The 21,533-nt window shown below is 32.8% G+C and carries 13 protein-coding genes; 6 read left to right on the forward strand and 7 right to left on the reverse strand.

Annotated features, from left to right (window positions below; translation table 11 throughout):
* The first annotated feature begins 91 nt into the window (after window positions 1–91).
* Complete coding sequence (locus CaldiYA01_RS02510) at window positions 92–5,449, forward strand: rhamnogalacturonan lyase family protein (RefSeq protein WP_207181000.1); 5,358 nt, start codon at window positions 92–94, stop codon at window positions 5,447–5,449.
* Between the two features lie 103 nt (window positions 5,450–5,552).
* Here the strand turns inward: CaldiYA01_RS02510 and CaldiYA01_RS02515 are convergent, their stop codons facing one another.
* Window positions 5,553–6,329 (reverse strand): Gfo/Idh/MocA family protein, encoded by a 777-nt coding sequence (locus CaldiYA01_RS02515; protein ID WP_238480578.1) that lies wholly within the window; start codon window positions 6,327–6,329, stop codon window positions 5,553–5,555.
* A 321-nt stretch (window positions 6,330–6,650) separates the two neighbouring features.
* Here CaldiYA01_RS02515 and CaldiYA01_RS12535 point away from each other — a divergent pair, with 321 nt between their 5' ends.
* Window positions 6,651–6,782, forward strand: coding sequence for an IS3 family transposase (locus CaldiYA01_RS12535; protein ID WP_408612169.1), 132 nt, complete (start codon window positions 6,651–6,653; stop codon window positions 6,780–6,782).
* Between the two features lie 734 nt (window positions 6,783–7,516).
* Here CaldiYA01_RS12535 and CaldiYA01_RS02520 read toward each other — a convergent pair.
* The 3 genes from CaldiYA01_RS02520 to CaldiYA01_RS02530 all read right to left on the reverse strand — a co-directional run bounded on the left by CaldiYA01_RS02520 (window position 7,517) and on the right by CaldiYA01_RS02530 (window position 11,388).
* Complete coding sequence (locus CaldiYA01_RS02520) at window positions 7,517–9,376, reverse strand: rhamnogalacturonan lyase (protein ID WP_307729589.1); 1,860 nt, start codon at window positions 9,374–9,376, stop codon at window positions 7,517–7,519.
* A gap of 243 nt (window positions 9,377–9,619) precedes the next feature.
* Window positions 9,620–9,835, reverse strand: a complete 216-nt coding sequence (locus tag CaldiYA01_RS02525) for a response regulator transcription factor (protein ID WP_238480579.1) — start codon at window positions 9,833–9,835, stop codon at window positions 9,620–9,622.
* Window positions 9,836–9,894: 59 nt separating this feature from the next.
* On the reverse strand, window positions 9,895–11,388 hold the full coding sequence (locus CaldiYA01_RS02530) for a hypothetical protein (RefSeq protein ID WP_207181006.1): 1,494 nt from the start codon (window positions 11,386–11,388) through the stop codon (window positions 9,895–9,897).
* 422 nt (window positions 11,389–11,810) lie between these two features.
* Here CaldiYA01_RS02530 and CaldiYA01_RS02535 point away from each other — a divergent pair, with 422 nt between their 5' ends.
* The 3 genes from CaldiYA01_RS02535 to CaldiYA01_RS02545 all read left to right on the forward strand — a co-directional run bounded on the left by CaldiYA01_RS02535 (window position 11,811) and on the right by CaldiYA01_RS02545 (window position 14,862).
* Window positions 11,811–12,053 (forward strand): helix-turn-helix transcriptional regulator, encoded by a 243-nt coding sequence (locus CaldiYA01_RS02535; RefSeq protein ID WP_207181008.1) that lies wholly within the window; start codon window positions 11,811–11,813, stop codon window positions 12,051–12,053.
* 215 nt (window positions 12,054–12,268) lie between these two features.
* Window positions 12,269–13,315, forward strand: coding sequence for a glycoside hydrolase family 53 protein (locus CaldiYA01_RS02540; protein ID WP_207181015.1), 1,047 nt, complete (start codon window positions 12,269–12,271; stop codon window positions 13,313–13,315).
* A gap of 131 nt (window positions 13,316–13,446) precedes the next feature.
* Window positions 13,447–14,862 carry a GldG family protein gene (locus CaldiYA01_RS02545; RefSeq protein WP_207181017.1) on the forward strand — a complete coding sequence of 472 codons (1,416 nt, stop codon included), beginning with the start codon at window positions 13,447–13,449 and terminating at the stop codon, window positions 14,860–14,862.
* Between the two features lie 172 nt (window positions 14,863–15,034).
* On the opposite strand, the gene CaldiYA01_RS02550 is transcribed toward CaldiYA01_RS02545, so the two are convergent.
* From CaldiYA01_RS02550 to CaldiYA01_RS02560, 3 genes are read right to left on the reverse strand one after another with little or no spacing between them, the layout of a single operon-like run.
* Window positions 15,035–16,027, reverse strand: coding sequence for a Gfo/Idh/MocA family protein (locus tag CaldiYA01_RS02550; protein ID WP_207181019.1), 993 nt, complete (start codon window positions 16,025–16,027; stop codon window positions 15,035–15,037).
* Between the two features lie 34 nt (window positions 16,028–16,061).
* On the reverse strand, window positions 16,062–16,787 hold the full coding sequence (locus tag CaldiYA01_RS02555; RefSeq protein WP_207181021.1) for an SGNH/GDSL hydrolase family protein: 726 nt from the start codon (window positions 16,785–16,787) through the stop codon (window positions 16,062–16,064).
* A 33-nt stretch (window positions 16,788–16,820) separates the two neighbouring features.
* Window positions 16,821–19,940 (reverse strand): glycosyl hydrolase, encoded by a 3,120-nt coding sequence (locus tag CaldiYA01_RS02560; RefSeq protein ID WP_207181023.1) that lies wholly within the window; start codon window positions 19,938–19,940, stop codon window positions 16,821–16,823.
* A gap of 195 nt (window positions 19,941–20,135) precedes the next feature.
* On the opposite strand from CaldiYA01_RS02560, the gene CaldiYA01_RS02565 reads away from it, so the two are divergent.
* Window positions 20,136–21,152: a LacI family DNA-binding transcriptional regulator gene (locus CaldiYA01_RS02565; protein WP_207181024.1), complete on the forward strand. Its 1,017-nt coding sequence runs from the start codon at window positions 20,136–20,138 to the stop codon at window positions 21,150–21,152.
* Window positions 21,153–21,533 lie beyond the last annotated feature (381 nt).

Consider the following 21,533-nt stretch of genomic DNA (forward strand, 5'->3'; position numbering starts at 1 on the left):
TTTGTTTACTCAAAACATACATAGGTGATAATTGCTTTAAAACAAAATATTCAAAAAAATAACAAATACAAATAAAAAGGAGGGAATTTGAGTGAAGAAGAAGGTATGTGCTTTTGTTGTTTTGATTTCGTTTTTACTTTTTAATATCTTTGGAAATGTATTTGTTGTAAAGGGCAATAATATTTTTGACCCATCAAACTATGTTTTATTTGATGGGACTAACTTTGAAGATGGTTCAACTTGGGGATTTACTGCAAGTGCGGGCGCAAGTTCAACAGTTGTTACAGATGTTTATGGTAACAAATATTTAGAAGCAAAAGGTTCAGGCAGTGGTACGCGCTCTGTTGTTAAGACGTTTACAAGTTCAACTACAAAAGATAAAGTATTAATAATTTTCGATTGGCAGCCGATGGACGTTTCAACATCAGCAAATAATAGTGAAGTATTGATCAGCGATGAAAATAACAATCCTCTTTTTAGACTAGTAAAAAAAGGTGGGACAAACGGAGCTATAGGATACAGTGTTGGAACAACAGGAATTGATCTTTCAAAAGTTACTTATATCAACTCAATTGACACAACTCAAAAATGGTTAACTGTTCACATTTTATTCGATTTTAGTGCAGAAACAGTTTCGTTTGAGATATTTAACAAAGATGACCCTTCAAAGTATTTTTCAGCATATAACCTTGACTTGAAGAATATAATATATCTAAACAAAATCAAAAAAATATCAATTATTGGAAACAGGGCAAGTGGAAATACTTTGAACTTTACTACAAATATAGATAATATTTTTATATACACCTCTACAACAGATGCTCCGATACAAGGAGCTAAAAATATTGTTGAGATTGTAAGTAGCTACACATACAATTATGATTTTCCTTTGGGTACTTCTATTAATGATGTAATTTCATTTTTCCCTACAACACTTAATGTAAAACTTGAAAATAATGTTGTAGTTAATAATGTGCCAGTGAGCTGGAGTTGTTATAATTATAATCCAAATCAGGAAGGGACATATCAGTTTATTGGCAATCTCATTGTTGACGGGATAACTGGGGTTAAAAATGATTACAATATAACTGCCCAAATTAATGTAAGACTATTAAACCTTGTATTTATTCCACCACAAATTCCGGGTTATGAAGCGGTATATGCAACTGATTTTGGCGATACAATTACAGTTGTTCCGAAGTACTGGGGATTTTCCACTCAAAATGCTACACTTAATATTAATACAAGTAATGTAAAAGGCAACTCAACACCTAAACTGGAATTTACACAAATTAATCAAACAGGTGGACGTGTTGCTACAAAATCTTTTGGTGAAACTATTAAAGGAGATTCAATACTTATTAAGTTAGATTGGTATCCAGGACTACTAAATGATAAAGGAACAAATCCATATGAAAATGGTGGGGAATTAAGACTTGTCGATTCGTCAGGAAACACATTTTGGGTATTAAATAATACAAGAAATTCACCGCTTAAACTTGTATTGGGTGGAACAGTAAGTTATATGACATATTTTGCTGATCCAGAAAAGTGGTACAATATTGAAGTTAATTGTGATGTTTTGAATAAATTAATTTATACAAAAATTACAGATACAGAAACTTCAACTGTCGTAGAATTTACCTATTCAATAGAAGGAATTGCATTTGACGGGACTCTTAAGTCAATGAGTTTAGTTGGTATTAGAACTTCCGGCAATAATATAACATGGACTACTTACTTAGACAATGTATGGATTTACAACAAACCTATACCACAGAACAGAATAATAAATGTTGATAAGTTGCCCTATAAAACTGTATACGTAAATACTGTACAAGATGTATCTCAAATAGGGCTTCCATCAAAGGTTACAGTTACACTTGCGAGTGGTCAAAAAAAGGAAGTTGAAGTACAGAATTGGGAATCCATTGGTGGTCAGAGGTCACCGGATAAGCCGGGTATATATACATTTAAAGGCATATTAAAAGAAGATAACACAGTTGACAACACATATGGGAAGTATGCTGTATGTTATGTCTACAATAAATTACCACCGTCTAAAGCTGTAAGACAAACAGAGTGGCTTAATAGAGGTTTAATTGCTTTAAAAGCAGAAAATGGTATATTTATTAGTTGGAGATTGTTAGCTGATGAATACAAAAAAGATATAAAATTTAATATTTATAGAAATGGACAGAAGTTGAATATAACACCGTTGACAGTAACAAATTATTTAGATTCAGATGGTAATCCAGGAGACATATACAAAATAGAAACCTTATTAAATGGGACAAAAATAGAAGAAATGCAGGTTACAGCACTTGATAAAGACTATATTTCAATACCACTTCAAAAGCCTGAAGATGGGATCAATGAAGCAGGGGAGAGTTACACATATGAAGCAAATGATTGCAGCGTAGGAGATTTAGATGGTGATGGTGAATATGAAATAATTGTTAAATGGTTGCCTTCAAATGCAATTGATAGTTCACAGACAGGGTTAACTGGTCCAACAATCTTCGATGCATATAAACTTGATGGAACGCTGTTGTGGAGAATGAATATGGGACTTAACCTAACATCTGGTGCACATTACAATCAGTTCTTAGTATATGATTTTGATGGAGATGGAAGAAGCGAATTTGTTGTCAAGACCGCTGATGGTACAACCGTTTATGGCACAACATACGGAAAAGTTGATTATAGTAAAGTAATAAGTGTTATCGGAGACCCATCGAAGAACGGTGCATACCGTTTTGGACCAAGTGGTGCATTTCCAGGTAAAGTATGGGGCGGTCCTGAGTATATATCCATTTTTGATGGTGAAACAGGTAAAGTATTGGATAGTATAGAATATAGGTATTCTATAGAAAAAACAGGTGTTGCTTCATGGGGTGACACATGGTATAACAGATCAGATAGATTCTTAGCAGCAGTTGCATATTTAAATGGTACAACACCGTCTATAGTATTTGGAAGAGGATATTATGCAAGAACGACTTTTGTTGCATACGACTTTATCAATGGGAAGTTGCAAGAAAGATGGCATTTTGATACTCAAGAAATTGGCGGCAAAGGTGAAGGCATGGGTAATCACAATCTTTCGGTAGCAGATGTAGATAATGATGGATGCGATGAAATAATTGCTGGGTCATTAACGCTTGACCATGACGGTAAAATCTTGTATGTAATGGATGGAGAAATGGGAAGAGAATTGGGTTCGCATGGCGATGCATTGCATGTAGGTGCATTTTTCCCAGACCGTGAAGGGATTCAGGTATTTGGTGTTCATGAGGTACCTGCTGTAGCTTCGCTTGAGCTTCATGATGGTGCAACTGGCGAAACTTTACAAGCTTACTTTGCTTATAAAGACACAGGACGTGGAGTTTGTGCAAACATAGCTTCTGAGCCAGGTTATGAATTTTGGGGTGCTGGTGATTTCAATGATGTAAACAAAGGTGCAGGTATATATAATGTATATGGCAAGATAATTAGCAATGATTGTCGGGCAGCAGGACTTCCTATGAATTTTGCGCTGTACTGGGATGGGGACCTAATGCAAGAGCTTCTCGATGATGTTAGCATTTTCAAATATGATGAAACAAGAGATAAAACTGATATTATAAGAACTTTTGAAGGTGTAAAAAGTATTAATGGAACTAAAGCAAATCCATGCTTGCAAGCCGATATTTTAGGTGATTGGCGAGAAGAAGTTATATATCCAACATTTGATAATACTGAGCTGAGAATTTATAGCACTACTATACCCACTCAATATAGAATCTATACTCTGATGCATGACCCTGTATACAGACTTGGGATAGCATGGCAGAACATTGCTTACAATCAGCCACCACATACAAGCTTTTATCTTGGTGAGGATATAAAAGATGTTGTCTTGGCGAACAATTTACCAGTTAAAGACGTATATTATACTAATAAGCCGAAGAAAACTGATGACCCAGAAGAAAAATTGTTCTACAAGTCAGCTTCCGATAGTAAAGTAGATTTGTATTTTGAAAACAGCAAAGTTAAAGTAACAATTGAAAATAATGATGAAATAATTGGTGCTAAGATTTCTATAAAACGCTCTAACATGGTCAATAATATCCCGTTGCTTTCTGAATTAAGTAGTACTAATAACTTTGTAGAAATTAAAAAGAGCGAAAATATTATTAACTTACCAATTATGGTAGAGATAGAGTTTAATTCAGCTAACATAAATGGGTGTGATGTAAATTCATTAAAACTTTACAGATACAATATCCCAGCGGCAAAATGGGAGCTTGTGAATGGACAGATACTGAATATTAGTAAGGGCATTGTATCTTTTGTTGATAATGTAGGAGGAATTTATGGGATTTTTGGTGTAAAACCAATTGCATCATCTGGAACAGTAACAACAATTATTACAGTTCCTCAGTCGCAAGCTACAACTTCGACAACCGAAGCAATAAAAGAACAAGAAAAAACACAGAAAGAAAGCTCAAAGGAATCATTACAATCAATGCCTCAATCTCAGGCTTTAGATAAGAATACTTTCGTTACTAATATAAATAAAGACTCTATAACAAACATAGACATAGGTAACCAGGCAAAAATTACAGTACCACCACAGTCTGTAGATGGTAATAAACCAGTTCTCAAAGTAGAAATAATGAATAACTACACAGAAAAAGTAGATGTAGGAATGCCAATTACACAACCTATTAATGTAAACGTCGAAGGTGGAAATATTAAAAAACCAATTATTTTAGAAGTTAAAATAGCACCCGAAGTTGTTAAAAACGAAAAAGTTGTTGTAGGCTTAGTTTTTGATTCCCAGAATAAAAGATGGATACCAGCCTTAACTAAGAAAAATATGAATTCTGTTCAGGTAGAAATTAGTAAAACAGGTGTAGTTCAAATAATAGCTGCAAAATTACAAGAAATTTATGGTGATATAAGTGAAAATAACTGGGCATATAATTCATTCAGTCAAGCAATCTCTAAAGGAATAATCACTGGATATCCTGATTTAAAACTCAAACCTGAAAAACAAATTTCATACTATGAGGCTGCTGTTATATTGGATAGGGCATTTAGCTTGAAATCTGCTGAAGATATTGAAATTTCTAAAGAAGTTCCAAAATGGGCTATAGATGCTATAAAGAAAATGATAGATAATGGAATTTTTGAAAGCCAAAATGTTTCTGATGGGTTGCTAACGCGAATAGATGCTGTGAAATTCTTAGTAAGGATTTTAGAACAGCAAGGAATTACTATCAATGGCGATACTATACAGTTTAAAGATATAAATAATCCTTCATACATTGAAATTATTTCTAAAGCGTACAAATTGGGCATTGTGAAAGGCTATCCAGATGGTACATTTAAGCCAGAAAAATCAGTTACAAGAGCCGAATTCATTGCAATGTTAATGAGAGCCTTAAATAATGTAAAATAAGTAATGAAATTTTAACACAAATTAAGTGGGGCTATCCAAATTATGAATAGCCCCACTTTTTATTTAGATCTTGATTGGTTATTTTATGTTAAAGATTGTTATTTCAAAATGTTATTACCCTGTTTTCGTCAGCTGACTGTCTTGCAAGCAATGAAGAAAGAGTAACATAAAAACTATCTTCAGCATTTACTAAACACTCGTCTTTTCCTCTTACGTAGTTAATAAAGTCTAAAAATACAATAGGTGGTGATTCTAAATGAACTTCTATAACTCCTTTCGTTTCATTATTAATCAAAAAAACCTTTCCATTTATAACTTCAATTATTCCATTTGTACCAACAACTCTAATTCGGTCATCGTCGTGCGTTGGTGCATCGTTTGGACGCAAATAGTCGATATTTACAGTTGCAAAAATTTCATCTTCCATTACAAAACTACAAAAAGCAGTGGCTTCAAGCTCACCATGATCATTATTATAAAGTTTTGAATGTCTTGCAAAGACCGATTTAAATTTCTTGCCACTTAGCCAATAAATCCAATCAATAGCATGAATCCCAACCCAGGGAATTGTTCCGCCATATGTTCTTCTCTGTTTGTAAAAATCAGGTCGCATTCCAAGTTTATAAGATTTTTGAGCATGTATCAGTCTTATTCTACCTATCTTGTTTTCATTTATAAGTTTATAAGCAGTCCAAAAATGGGGTGTATAGCGCAATCCCAACATTGACGAAAGTTTTACTTTTGTTTGTTTCCACACACTCTTTAGTTCTTCAAGTTCTTCTATTGAAAGTGCAACAGGTTTTTCCATATATACGTGGATTCCTCTTTCCATAGCCTCAATTGCAAGCTCAGAATTTTTATAAAAAAATGTATTAATCACAGCAATACCTTAGCTGTTTGATTAATGATACTTTTTTCCATTTTAGTCAACTACATTATAACTTTTATTATACAATGTACACAATTATATTTTATTACCCGAGACAGAAGTTATATAGCTTATTCTATTGGACGTTCGAATAGCAGTGAGTTAGTGTTTGAAACATTTGAGGCAGTGATATTAGTTAATCCAGAAGCGAGACCTATATTTCATAGTGATAGAGGATTTCAAGTATACAAGCAAAGCATTTAAAAAAAGCTTGAGGATAAGGGAATAGTATGGAGCATGCCAAGGGTTGGTTGTTGTATAGATAATGGACCTATGAAAGGATTCTGGGGGATATTGAGTTTAGAAATGTATTATTCAAGTAATTTTAATGATTGTGATAGTTTGAATAAAGTAGTTAAAATATTAAATATAGATTATTATAACACGAAAAGGTATCAAAAATGATTGAAGTGCATGTCACCATTGGGCATCGCGGACAACTCCTTGGCATATTGGGATAATACAGGTAACAACAACAGCTGCAGTTAGAGTTACCTGAAAAATTATTATCATTTACTTTGTCAATTTGATTGAGACTAATTCATGTGCTTCAAGTTTTCTATTGTGAAAAACTATTGCCTTTGTCTTTAGCATTTTAAGTAAGGAATACTGATCTTTCCGACAACATAAAGCAATTTAGCAAGTTCTCTAGAAACTGTTATAAAATGGGCGAGTTGGATTATTTTCGGAACAATGCATGTTTAGAACTTGTTTAATAGCCGCGTTTTTTAGCCATGTTTTTTGGGATTTTGATGATCTCATTTTACCATAATTATGATACCCTTTTGATTATTACTCATTGATATTGTGACAGTACATACAATTTTCATTTTAAATCTACTTGAGTAGATTGTGGTTTGGTATTATCTATATGACATAGAAAGAACAGTAAAAATTAATAATAAAGGGTTGGTTAGCGATTTTGCCAAACCAACCCTCTTATTTTTTCCATCATAACTGAAAATTTATATTTAATACTATCACTTGGCTTAATTTTGATTATTGAAAATTTATTATTTTTGGACACTAACTTTCTGATTTTTAGAGGCCAGTTCAGCTTTCATTTCAGTTACTCTCTTTATTTAAAACTATTTTATTTTAAATTGTTAAATGTAATTTCTTCTCTTTCTGAATTAATTTTACGGCACTAAGTAAATATTAGGTGTTGGTGGAGTACTCATTCCGTTACCTATGAAGAAACTTGTGTGTGGCGGTTGGTTGTATCCTACATTTTGCCATGCAATGGATATTCTATATTGGGGATCATGCATAAGTGTATAGATTTTTGTGTTACACTGATATGTTGTTGTGTATATGCGCAGAGCTGTATCATCAGACGTTCTCCAGATAATTTCTTCTCTCCAATCACCAAAGATATCCGCTGTCAGGCAGGGTGTGGCTTTTGTTCCATTGTTAGAAGCACAACCCGACGCGGTTAGTAAGGTGGTAGTAGAATTGGTGCTTGGATCCCATTTATAGACATAAATATTATCAAGCAATTCTCTCAATAAGTCTCCATCCCACCATACAGCAAAGTTTATTGGGGGTGTAGTACTTGAAATTTTTGTGCCGTTTGAACTGTATAGTCCTACTGTTGAAGCAGCCCACACTTCCATGCCAGGATAATTAGCATCGATATCTGCTGCTAAGGCACGACCACAGTCTGATGAAGTAGTAACTCTCAATAAAATTGTTCCGGTTCTTGCATCTCTTAAACTTGCTCCTGCGCCCGTTGAAGTATTTTCGTGACATTGCCATACTTCTAAACCACTACGACTTGGTATTATATCAGCAAGATGAATAGCATCTCCATGACCTAATCCTGTTGTATACATTGGTGAACCATCATCATTTACTGCCATGGCACCATAAATTATTTCATCTTTTCCATCTCCATCAACATCTCCTACACTTAAATTGTGGTTGCCTTGGCCTTCATAATTATCTCTATAACCATCGTTCATTTCACCTGTGTCAAATTGCCATACTTTTGTTAATGATCCATTTCGGTAGTTCCAAGCAACTATATAGGTTTTTGTATAATATCCTCTACACATAATCAAAGTAGGCCTTTGCCCATCAACATATGCTACCCCGCCTAAGAATCTGTCAACACGGTTTCCATAGGAATCGCCCCATGAAGAGACGGTACCACGAGGTGGAATATAATTTGTTGTTACTAATGCTTTACCGTCAGTTCCACGGAAAATTGTCAGATACTCTGGGCCATCTAATATTCTTCCAGCTGAATTTCTCCAATCTTTTGAGCCGTCACCGATTATAGCACCTGTACCATCTCTTGTACCATCTGCAGTTTTACATGCAATTTCTGCTTTACCATCTCCATCAAAATCGTAAACAATAAACTGGGTATAATGAGCGCCTGCTCTAATATTTATTCCCAAATCAATTCTCCACTTTCTTGTGCCATTCAACTCATATCCATCCAAGTAAACATTGCTGGTGTAGCCATCTTGAGACGGATCTTTCGCATCACTTGGTTCCCACTTGACAACAATTTCATATTCTTTATCACCATCAAGATCAGCAATACTACAATCATTGGCGGAATAAGTAGCGCCTAACGGTGAAGTAGACGGCCTTTGTAAAGGAACTGTCAGATAATTAGTTGTCCATACTCCTACTGTTTCTGAAGCCGTTCCTTCTGCTCCATTAATGACTGGCTTAATGTAATATGTGCATGATGAATTCCCACCTGTATCTAAAAAGTTTGTTCTGTTTGTAACCACATTTGTATTAATCCTTGTACCATTCCGGTAAATGTTAAAGCCTATATCTGAGGGGTCAGTTCCTAACATACGCCAGCTAAGGTACACTCCGTCACTACGTTGGATTGCGATTAGACCTCGATTTAAGTTTTCCATTTGGCGAGCAGCCATTGCAGGGGTGATGGCTATAGAATAAGTTATCACAGCACTTAATACAACAATAAGTGAAAGTAAAATTTTCTTCCATTTTTTCAGTTTGTTTCTTAACACTTTTTAGCCCTCCTTTTTTGATTTTAAAACTTTAAAATACTACTTTTCTTTTGCAACTTTGTTGTTTTTAGCTTTTGTAATGGTGTAAGTTTTTTTTTTAAAGAGTACATTGTTTTTTTGATTTTTCACCACCTTTACTCCCAGTTTTTTTACACTTTAATTATTGCAAATTATAAAATTCAAGTAAATTCTTCTTTTTTACTAAATCTTTAAAATTAATTCGTGTAAAGAAAAAGTAAATTACTAATGAAAATCAAGAAATTGCTCTTTATGTTTATAATAATAGGCAGCAATATCTACTCTGCTTCTTGCTTGTAGTTTTAACATAATCATCTTAATATATGTCTTCACTGTACATTCACTTATATTTAGTACTTTGGATATTTCTTTGTTACTGTATCCTTCAGCAATAAGCTTAATTATTTCTTTCTCTCTTTTGGTAAAGTCGATAATCGACATCTTTGGGTTCTTCCCTGCCTTCCAATTTCCTAATTTAAAATATATAATTTTATAAATTTTCAAAATTTTAATAAACATACTAAAAAAGCATCTGATAATCCTTTAGAAATTCTTCTAAATATCCCTTTTTTAGAATTTGAATTTCCTACCATTACTATTTGACTACCGCTGATACTGATTGCATAGAGTACTTCATCATTTTCCCCGCCAAAGGTTTCGACTTTTTCTAATTGGCCTTCTTCACTTATTAGCGCTAAGAGTATATCATTTTTTCCTTTATTCTTTCTGTACAGATGATAGTCATTAGAATTTGAAACCCCGCATAGGAGAATTTTGTTATTATATTTCTCTATTGATACAAACTTTTCATCATTACTACCACCAATGTTATTAATCCATATTAGATTACCTTGTCTATCATAAGAAACCAAGATAATATCATTATTTCCAAAGTTTCTACCTTTAAAATTGCCATCTGGTGAATTACTTATTCCACCTACTATAAACTTGCCTTTAGAGATTTCAGTCACTTTGAGGAGGACATCTTCTCCACTTCCCCTGAGATATGATGACCATTTAAGCTTGCCTTTAGAATCTAACAAAGCTATGAATCCATCCAACGAGCCACTTTTAATTTCTTCTGAACACCCAGCTATGACTATCTCGTTAGTTTGTGTTATACAGGCATCATTGATATAATCACTTCCGTCTTTTCCCCACACTTTAATCCAGTTTAGTTTACCATCAAACGAATATTTTGCTATAATTCCGTCCCATTTGCCCTTAGAATAACCTTTCATATCTTTATCTTGAGAGCCAGTGATACCAATAACAACATATCCATCTTTAGTGACTAACACTTTTTTATATTCATCGTAACTGCTTCCGCCAAAAGTATTCAGCCAGTTGATATGTCCATCACTTTTCCTTAAAGAGACTATAAAGGCATCTGCTGTTCCTCTGTTTTTGTTGACGAAATCTCCATCATTTGAAAAAGTATATCCTACACATACTATGGTATCTTTTGATTCTACAATGTCATTAATACAATCAAAGTTGGAGCCGCCTATACACTTTTGCCATTGGAGATTGCCTTTTAATTTGAATTTTAAAATAAAGCTGTCATCATTTCCCTTAGAGAGGTATTTCACATCATGATCTACTGAAGAAGAGATGCCTAAGACGAACAATTCCTGATGCTTTGTAAGTAAAATTCTTCTAAAGGTATCAACATAACTCCCGCCAAAGCTCTTTTTCCAAAGAAATTTTCCAGTAAGAGAGTAGGCGACAATAATTCCATCTTCGTTTCCTTTTGAGATGTGATATAAATTTTTATCATTAGAGAAGCTTGACCCTGCTGCAAATATTGTCTTACTTGCTTGATCAATTTCACAGTCAAGAAAACTATCATTTTTACTTCCGCCCCATAATGTTATCCAACCATTTTTATAATATGCCAGTTCTTGTGGAGAAAATAAGGTTAGATAAATACTAAAAGGGATTAATAATAATGTACAAAATAAAATTATTAAACTTTTTTTTTCATATTCCAAGTCCTCCCTTCTCGTTGTTTTATAAAGTTTTTATATGTAATAAGATTGTTTTATTTAATTTTATCACATATTTAAACAAAAGTAAATAGAAAACAAAATATTATTGCTAATTTTGACTTGTAGCAATAATGATATCAATACAGTAAACTTATTTTGGCTAATTTTTTTATATTTTTTATAAAAATTAAAGCAAATAAATAAGCTGCATATTGAAAGAATAAATTTATAATTGATTTTAAGGAGTTTTGAATTAACTATATTTCAATTAGTTTGTCAATGATTTTGTAGTTCGAGCTAAAAAATGAGAAAAAATCAAAGAAAATATTAATTTTTTTAAGGTAACATAATATTTTTTTTAGATAAAATATATACTGCATAGTTGTTTTGACTAAAAAATTGTACATAGGGTGGCTGATGATTAAGTGGTACATTTATGTGATGGAAACTATAATTTTACACAAAGAGAATTACAAATTCTTCTTTTACTTTCTCAAGGAATGACAAATAAAGATATAGCCAATCAACTCAAAATAAAAATTGGGACTGTGCGTAATCATCTTAAAACAATATACAAAAAATTGGATATCGATAATAGAAATATGCTTATAAAATGGACTTGTGATCATCAAAACTGGATTTTGGCTATGTTGGAAAAAAGAAAATAAATTTTTTGAGCCGTAATTATCCCTTCCTCAAAAGGATATTGGGTGTGCTGTTGATGGTGAGTATAATAAAGAGCAGAAGGAAAAGAAAGGAGGATGTAGTAAGAGGGAAAATAAAGAAAAAGGTTAAATTTTCAAAAATATTTTTAGGGAATACAAAAGACAAAAAAGCAAATGTAAAATTTCAAAAAATCACGTGAAAAGGAGGATGTTGCAAAATGGAAAAGAGAATAGCTGGATGGTGGAGTTTAACGGCTTTGATTGGCTTGGCAATAGTTATATTGTTTGTTGTAGCTATTATAGGGAATTATCAATCAAGTGGAGCAGCTACATTTGCAAAAGGTGCGGACGTAAGTTGGCTGCCTCAAATGGAAGCAAAAGGTTATAAGTTTTACGATGATAGAGGGGCACAAAAAGATTGTTTGGATATTTTAAAAGAACATGGTATTAATTCTATAAGATTAAGAACATGGGTTAATCCATCTGATGACCCAGTAAATGGGCACTGTAGTGCAGATGAAACTGTTACAATGGCAAAAAGAGCGGCGAACAAAGGATTTAGGATAATGATTGATTTCCATTATAGCGATTCTTGGGCAGATCCAGGTAAACAATATAAACCAGCGGCGTGGACAAATTATAATTTTAATGAACTTATGAATGCAGTTTACGGTTACACAAAATGGGTATTAGAAAAACTCAAAAGCAATGGTGTTACACCAGAGTGGGTTCAGACAGGTAACGAAACAAACGACGGAATGTTGTGGGAAGATGGACGTGCATCAAAAAACATGAAGAACTTTGCTTGGTTGGTTAACTGTGGTTATGATGCAACAAAGGCTGTATTTCCTTCTACTAAATGTATTGTACATCTTTCTAATGGATATGATAATTCGCTGTATAGATGGTTATTCGACGGTTTGAAGAATAATGGTGGCAAATGGGATGTTATTGGAATGTCTCTCTATCCTTCTACGGCTGATTGGCAATCAAAAAATCAACAATGCTTAAACAATATGAATGATATGGTTTCCCGTTATGGGAAAGAAGTAATGATTTGTGAGATAGGAATGGACTACACTGCAGAGTCCACAGCTTATAACTTTATTGTAGATATCATTAACAAAACTCGCTCTGTAAGTAGTGGTAAAGGCCTTGGAGTCTTCTACTGGGAGCCACAATGTTACAATTGGGCAGGATACACAAAGGGTTGCTGGAGAACTGATGGCAGACCAAGCAGTGCATTGGATGCTTTCCTAAAATAATAGGAATAAAAACAAATTATGAAGGTTGGTAAAAAAATGAAATGGGATGAGATTTCCGTAGGGAGGAAATCTCATCCCTTAAGAATTTTAGTAAATAAAGGTTTATAGAATTTGAGTAAAGGAGTGCAAAAATGAAAGGGAAGGGCTTAAATAAGGTGCGAAAACAGAAAAATAGGATATTTATTTTTTCTTTTTCTTTCATTTTTTTAATAGGAATTAATTTATTAAGTCAATTACATTTGCCTGAAATAGATTTAACTTCTAATAGGTTTTATACTTTATCGGCAGTTACCCATTCTTTCCTTAAAAAACTTAATACTCCGGTAACTATTTATGTGATTTGTAAAGATACAAGTAAAAATTTTCGATTATTAGAAATAGTCAAGCAATATCAAATTCATTCTCAATTTGTAAAAGTGAAATATATTAATCCTTCTAAAAATGGATGGATATTGAAAAAGTATGAAGATTCTTTTAACAAAATTGAAGATGGCAGCTTAATTGTTGAATTAGGGAATAGATACATAATTATCAATCGAGATAATATATTAGATATTTTGGTAAATCCTGCTACTAATCAAGAAAAGATATTAGGAGTAAGAATAGAAGAACAACTTACATACGCTATAATGTCTTTAACAAAAGAATCAAGCGTTTTAATATATGAATTAGAAGGTCATGGGGAGAAAAAACTTAAAGATCTTGGCATTCTCAATGAAATTAAATTAGCTAATTATCAAATAAAGAGCATCAATCTTCTTTCAATTTCTCAAATTCCCCGTGAAGCTAAAGTATTATTGGTAATGGCTCCGCAAGTAGACCTCTCAGAAAAAGAGATTGAAATAATCCACAATTACTTAAAAAGTGGTGGAAAAGCAATTTTTTTGATTGATGTGGTAAATGAAAAGTTAACGAATTTTAATCGGTTATTTAATAGGTGGGGCTTTGAGTTGAAGCAAGGAATATTATTAAATTTAGAGGGTACAGAAGATGAAACTTTTTATATTGTTCCAAATTATACCTCTCACAAAATTTTAAAAACGGTGAGAAAAAATAATCTTAATGCTCTTTTTCCATTTTCACAACCCATTTTTGAAACAAAAATAAGAAAACAAAACTTAGTGATAGAAAAAATATTGACGACAAAATCAAATACAGTTTTCAAAGGTGGAATGGGAGCTAAAATAATAGAGGATCCAATATTCCAGAAAGGAGATATAAGGGACACGTTTTGCATTGGCATGACAGTCAGTGAGAAAACAAATGATATAACAGAAAGAAAAATAGTAATTTTAGGCAGCGCTAAATTTCTTCAGAAGGACTTGGTAAAAGTTGTAAGAGGGAATTTCTCAATATTTCTATCTTCATTAAATTGGTTGGTGGACCAAAAAGAACTTCCATATATTGAACCTAAAAGTTTGGTTACGTTTTATTTAACACTTACTCCGTTTCAGTCATATGTTTATACAATTATTGTGGTTATTTTGATACCACTGTTAATTTTTTCAATAGGTATTAATATATGGATACACAGGGAGAATGCATAAAAATTTTTATAAGAACAGCATCAATTAAATAATTAACAATTTAAAAAATATTACTAATTCAACTGAATACAAAAAAATTTATAATAATTCGAATATTTCAATAAAATATACAATATATCAACACAAAACACAGAATATAATCTCTGCTGTACTATCAACTAAATACACTGCATTAATAAAACTCAATTACCCTTTCCCTATCTGCAGACTCCCTTGCCAAAAGTGAAGCTAATGTCATATAAAAGCTATCTTCGCTACTTACTAAGCACTTTCCTGTGCTGCGTACTTCATTCAAAAAATCTAAGAATATTACCGGCGGATCTTCTGTCTTAATTTCTATTGCTTCTTTTGTTTCATCATTTAGCAAGAAAACCTTTCCATTTATAACTTCAATTATTCCATTTGTACCAACAACTCTAATTCGGTCATCGTCGTGCGTTGGTGCATCGTTTGGACGCAAATAGTCGATATTTACAGTTGCAAAAATTTCATCTTCCATTACAAAACTACAAAAAGCAGTGGCTTCAAGCTCACCATGATCATTATTATAAAGTTTTGAATGTCTTGCAAAGACCGATTTAAATTTCTTGCCACTTAGCCAATAAATCCAATCAATAGCATGAATCCCAACCCAGGGAATTGTTCCGCCATATGTTCTTCTCTGTTTGTAAAAATCAGGTCGCATTCCAAGTTTATAAGATTTTTGAGCATGTATCAGTCTTATTCTACCTATCTTGTTTTCATTTATAAGTTTATAAGCAGTCCAAAAATGGGGTGTATAGCGCAATCCCAACATTGACGAAAGTTTTACTTTTGTTTGTTTCCACACACTCTTTAGTTCTTCAAGTTCTTCTATTGAAAGTGCAACAGGTTTTTCCATATATACGTGGATTCCTCTTTCCATAGCCTCAATTGCAAGCTCAGAATTTTTATAAAAAAATGTATTAATCACAGCAATGTCAGGTTTGAGCTCTTCAAACATGCTTATAGGATTGCTATAAACCACAGGTGCAAATCCCATTTCATTTACTTGAGAATATAACCTTTCAATATTCTCTCCTTCACATCCAGGAGAGATTCCCACAATTTTGGCATCAGGGTCTTCTTTTATTCCTCTTAAAGCGTATACATAGTGCCCACTACTACCTACAATGCAAATTTTCATTTAAAGTTCCACACCTTTCATTCAAATTTTTCTTTTAAAACATAATTGTTTCAAACAATGACCATGCAAAGAGCTTATGCATCGGGCGATTGGGGTGATTTATAAAATTTGAAAGAAGATTTGTTGTGTCAACGCCACTATGATAAAGCTTTTTCCATTTTTCATAACAATCACAAACTACAACCTTTTCTTTTTGGCAAAGCTCCTTAGCTGAGTCTATGTAAAGGTCTAATGTTCCATTGATTTGACTTTCCATATTTAATTTTGCCATCTCAATTAACGGCAAGCTCTTTATAGCTGGTGAAATATAAGTATTTTTCATGTTGGGAGTTAAAAAGATTACTTCAATATCGTGTTTTTTAAGTTCTAAAAATATCCCTGCTAAACTATCTAAATATTCATTCAAATACTCTTTTCCTTTGTTACTATCGTTTAATCCATAGCATACTACCACAAGGTCTGGGTTAAATCTTAAAACATCTCTTTCAAGTCTTTGTAAGCCACCTTGTGCTGTATCGCCGCTTATGCCTGCATTGACAATATTAATCGGAGCAAATGGAAACACCATTGATAAGATTTTTTTAAATTGATTATGATAGACAGCTTCGAAATCGCACACAACTTCTAATGTTCTTTTTGTTCCTTCAATGATCTCAAAGCAACCGTGGGTTACACTGTCACCCAAAAAGACAATTGTAGGTATTGGACCGGAGTGATAATTTTCATTTTTTTGTCTAATTTTTTCTACAATGCGCATCATTCCTGGGTCTGCCCCCATTTATATTGATGAGTTTCATATTGTTTTAATTTTATGTGTTATTGGTTCAATAACTTCACCTTCAAACAGCTGCAGGCTCGAAGTTGATACTTCAAGGGTGAGCTTTACCTTCTTTGAAGAAAGTAAATCAGAATCTATCTTCCATCTGTAAGGTTGCCAGCACCTTGTACCTATATATTCATCATTTATATAAAGACTTACACACTGATCTATGTTATCTTCAATAAAGAGTTCCACAAAACCACTTTCCAAAGATGGCATTTGAAGTTCTTTTTCGTACTTTATAAAACCAGCATAAAAAGGAATGCCATTTTCAAGGTCTTTACCAAAGCAGCCTTGAGTTGGAAGGTTGCCTATATGCCAGCTGTCATCAACTTTGAATATACCTGCCATGCTGAAAATATAAATGGGTGTAAGAAGTCCATCAAAAGACCTGCTAATCTTAACGCATACACAAAGCTGATTTTCTCCCAATTTAATTAAGTTGCTAATGTCATATGCTAAATTAGTATGAGAATAAAATCTTTTAGGTACAAAATCTTTTGGTAAAATAGTGTAGCCATTCAAAAACATAAACCATTCACCTTTTATACCTTCATCTTCAATTACAAGCCAGAATTTTTGGTCTGCAACATCTACAAAAAATGAAGTAGTGTATATTGCCTCAAAGCTTGGCAATATTATTTCTTTTGGACATCCAAAGAAACTTTTTGTTTTTAGTGGTATTGGAATTTTTGCTTCTTCTATCTGATCAATTATCGGTTTTGGGGTCACTGTAATTTTTGAAGATGTTGAGTACTGTTCATTTCCGTTGTTGAAAATAAGTTTTAAATTCCATCTACCAAGCCTCAATGGATTTAAACTCTCAATTGAAAATCTCCAGGAAGTTTCAAGAGGAATTTTATATTGAAAAATTTTCTTTTCAATATCCTTTTTGTTATCACTGTTCTTAACCAAACCTTTTTCTAATTTGATTAAATACGATTGAAAAGGCTCAAAACTCATGGAAAAAGTCATTTGCTTTTTATCTAAAGAATTTTCGAAATTTATTTCCTTATCAAGTTCTTGCAATGTTAATGGAACCGAATAAATTCTGGTTATTTCATCAGCCTTGTAACCCACGTGTATCTTACAACTCTTTTTCTCCTTAGTTGGGTTTATTATGAATAAAAGATCATGATCTACATCCTCAAAGTAAGCACAGAGAATACCGCGGTCGTTAAGAGATTCATATGATATACTTACAGGCTTTTTACAAATCTTGTCAATTTTTGCAGCCAAATCTTCTATGTTACTAATGAAAATACAACTGTTTAGAAAAACTATATTGTTCAATTTAGAACCTGTTGTATATGCCTTTGCGATGTCCATAGGATTTACTCCAAGAAGATTGCTAATATCTTTTGCAACATCAAAATCTTCGATGCTTTGAAATGGCAAACAGCCAATAAATATTAGCTTACATCCTTTAAATATTAGATCTTTTATCTTTAAGTAAGCCTCTTTTTCTAAATTGGTCACAGGTGGAATGATCAATAATTCAAATTTTTCATTGTCATAATAGATCTTTTGATTCCTGCATTCCAAACTCCCCACTAATGACTGGTCAATCACATAGTAGTCTACATTTTCTTCTAAAAGAATTTGTTGAATTCTACAGAAATCCTTTGAAATCTTTTCTTTTATCTCTCTCTCATTAAAACAGGTCCACTGGCTTGTAATTGGATCTACTACAAGTACATCAACTTTTCTTTTGCAATTTTTAAGCATTTTAGTTACATTTTCTACATACTCAGACAATATTTTTTGATGTTTCCACCAAGGCATCTGGAAAAAGGCTGAAGGTGGAGCATCGTGTTTTTTAAGCCCATCTGCACTATAATAAAAAGCATGAGGAACAAACATGTCTATTCCCTGTAGTATTAGCCAATCAAATATCCATTTCATATCTTGAATTGTGATGCTCCAGCCGATACTATGAAAGCATTCACACAAAACCCTTTCCTTTTTATAAAAGTGAGCGGCAGATGATGCTATCTTTGGATTTGCTCTGTAGTTTTCAGATACAACCTGGGGAATGTCACCAGCCTTTTGGTGCCCTGCGTCTATTCCGGGAATGTCCATAAATGCTAATTGCGAGCTTCTCAAAATTGGTTTTTCACCTACATATAGAAGATTATTCTGGTGGCACCATTCAAGGATTAGTTTGTCGTAGCTTTCAATAAATGTGTCCACAACAAGCTTCCAAAACTGATACTTAAATTTAGCATAAGCTGTATCAAATATGTCTGTGCAAATAATTTGAGGTAATTTTTCAATAAGATTTTCCCCATATGTTTGCTCAAAAAGCTTAGGAAGCAATTTTGACCAAGGAAGTTTGCCGGCAACTGGAGCTGTTTCATCCGTAAAAATTCCCTTTATTGTTTTTCCAAACTCATGACCTAAGTATTTTTTATATCTTTCATGAGTGGTTTGAATGAACAGTCTTACAGCATCTTTGTTTAGAGGGTCGATAAATGTTCCGAAATATTTAAAATTTTTTAATGGATACTGATAAAACAAAAATATCTTCCACTCTCCTTTTGGTACTTTCCATTTAAGAACTTTTGCCCCATCTCCAACAAAGTATCTTTTCCTATTGTAAAACGTAAGCCCACTTTCTTGGTAAATGTGTTCTTTGTAGATTACACCAATATAATCAATCAAATCTATGTATTCATTCCATACTATATTATCGTTTCTTATTCTATAGGCTCTTGCTAATAACACTTCACACATGGGAATTTCAATGCAAATCTCTTCATTATCTTTTGCCTCAAACACTTTATAATCTAATATAAAAGCTTGATACTCAGGATGCTGAGCAACTACTTCACCAGCTGAAATTCCACTTGGATAAGGATATTCATCATAAAGCCACACTTCCATGTTATATTTTTTTGCACATTCAATTGCAACAGAAACCTTTTCAAACCACTCGTGAGAAAGGTAGGGTATTTCAAGGCCTTGCCGTGGATGAATGAAGAATCCACCAATTCCTTTGTCATGCATCTCTTTTATTTGCTCTGCTATTTCATCATTTTCCATTTTCCCATTCCAAAACCAGAAAGGTTTTATTTTAAAGTTGATATCCATTTCTTTCACTCCAAATTGTTTTAGTTGTATTTATTTTAAAGTTATTTATTTTAATTATACACAACAAAATAAAAAGAATCAACAAAAACAAATCAAAACCTATGGGTATTTCAAACAATGCTTACTAAAATTCTTGATTTAAGAGAGCTTAGGGTGGTAAAATAAACTAATAAAAAATTCATTGGACAAAAGAGGGTGATAAAAATTCCTGCGACCATCAAAGACATTGCTCGCTACACAGGCTTGTCAATTGCAACAATTTCAAAATACTTAAATGGAGGAAATGTGCTTGAAAAAAATAGAATATTGATTGAAGAAGCCATAAAAGCCTTGGATTTTGAAGTGAATGAGATTGCAAGAGGCTTGAGGACAAATAAGACTATGACCGTGGGTGTGCTTATACCTGTGTTTGAGCAGTTCTTTAGCACTATTATTTCGAGTTTAGAAACAATCTTGCTTGAAACAGGCTATAGCGTTGTTGTATGCGACTATAAAGATGATGAGAAATTGGAAAAGGAGAGATTTGATTTTCTTTATAAAAAAAGAGTAGATGCTCTTGTAGTTGTTCCCTCTTCTTTGAAGGGCTCTGATATAAGAAAAATTGTAAAAAGAGATATTCCAATAATAGCAATTGATAGACCAATTCCAGATTACGAGTGTGACACAATTGTTGTAAACAATTTTGAGGTTTCGTACAAAGCGGTGGAAAAACTTATTACCATGGGACATAGAAAAATTGGCATAATATGCGGCCCGCAAAATATTTATACAGCAAAGGAAAGACTGAGAGGTTACATTGAAGCACACAAGAATTATAACGTGGAAATAGACCAAGGGTATATAAAATTTAGTGATTATCACAGTATGGAATCAGGATTTAAAAAGATGATGGAGCTTTTAGAGAAAGATAATCCTCCTACTGCAGTATTCATCACAAATTACGATATGACTGTAGGGAGTATAATCGCTCTGAATGAAAAGGATGTCAAAATTCCCGATGAACTTTCTGTAATTGGATTTGACAGCATTGAAATAGCAAGAATGGTAAAACCACCTCTATCTTTAGTGCTACAACCAACAGAGGAAATTGGCAAAGTAGCAGCTGAGCTTATTTTGAAAAGATTAAAAGGGGATAAAAGCGATTTTCCTCTCTTTAAAAAGTTGGATGCACAACTTTTGATAAAAAAGTCTATAAAAGAGATCAAATGTTGATTTTATTGGTTTTAAGATGATTTAGAGTGTTTTTGACTTATTTTTTATTTAATTTATTTGTTATTGACAAGGAATGTATCAAAGAATATAATAAAATCAAAAGTAAAATTTTTATTTTGTCATGGTTTGTGAAACGTTTAGCATATGGTGAGTGAGTTTTAGTGATAATTGACTCTCTATTTTTAGAGTAAATAGAAAAATGTGATATACAATTGTGACTAAAGGACAATTATGTAGAAGTTTATAGCAAAAAATTAGGCAAATATATTGACAAGTTGTGAAAAAGAGTGTATATTAGAAACAGGATAAATAGCGTTATAATTATTTTTGTAAAACAAAAGCTAAACGTTTCACGCACTTTCTTTCCATTTTGCCAATGTA

The organism is Caldicellulosiruptor diazotrophicus, from assembly GCF_017347585.1.
GTDB classification, from domain to species: domain Bacteria; phylum Bacillota; class Thermoanaerobacteria; order Caldicellulosiruptorales; family Caldicellulosiruptoraceae; genus Caldicellulosiruptor; species Caldicellulosiruptor diazotrophicus.

Bases quoted from the DNA above. Each gene is read 5' to 3' on its own strand.
- CaldiYA01_RS02545 (WP_207181017.1), top strand. From the start codon at position 13,447: ATGAAAGGGAAGGGCTTAAATAAGGTGCGAAAACAGAAAAATAGGATA.
- CaldiYA01_RS02525 (WP_238480579.1), bottom strand. From the start codon at position 9,835: ATGTCGATTATCGACTTTACCAAAAGAGAGAAAGAAATAATTAAGCTT.
- CaldiYA01_RS02550 (WP_207181019.1), bottom strand. From the start codon at position 16,027: ATGAAAATTTGCATTGTAGGTAGTAGTGGGCACTATGTATACGCTTTA.
- CaldiYA01_RS12535 (WP_408612169.1), top strand. From the start codon at position 6,651: ATGAAAGGATTCTGGGGGATATTGAGTTTAGAAATGTATTATTCAAGT.
- CaldiYA01_RS02540 (WP_207181015.1), top strand. From the start codon at position 12,269: ATGGAAAAGAGAATAGCTGGATGGTGGAGTTTAACGGCTTTGATTGGC.
- CaldiYA01_RS02555 (WP_207181021.1), bottom strand. From the start codon at position 16,787: ATGATGCGCATTGTAGAAAAAATTAGACAAAAAAATGAAAATTATCAC.
- CaldiYA01_RS02560 (WP_207181023.1), bottom strand. From the start codon at position 19,940: ATGGATATCAACTTTAAAATAAAACCTTTCTGGTTTTGGAATGGGAAA.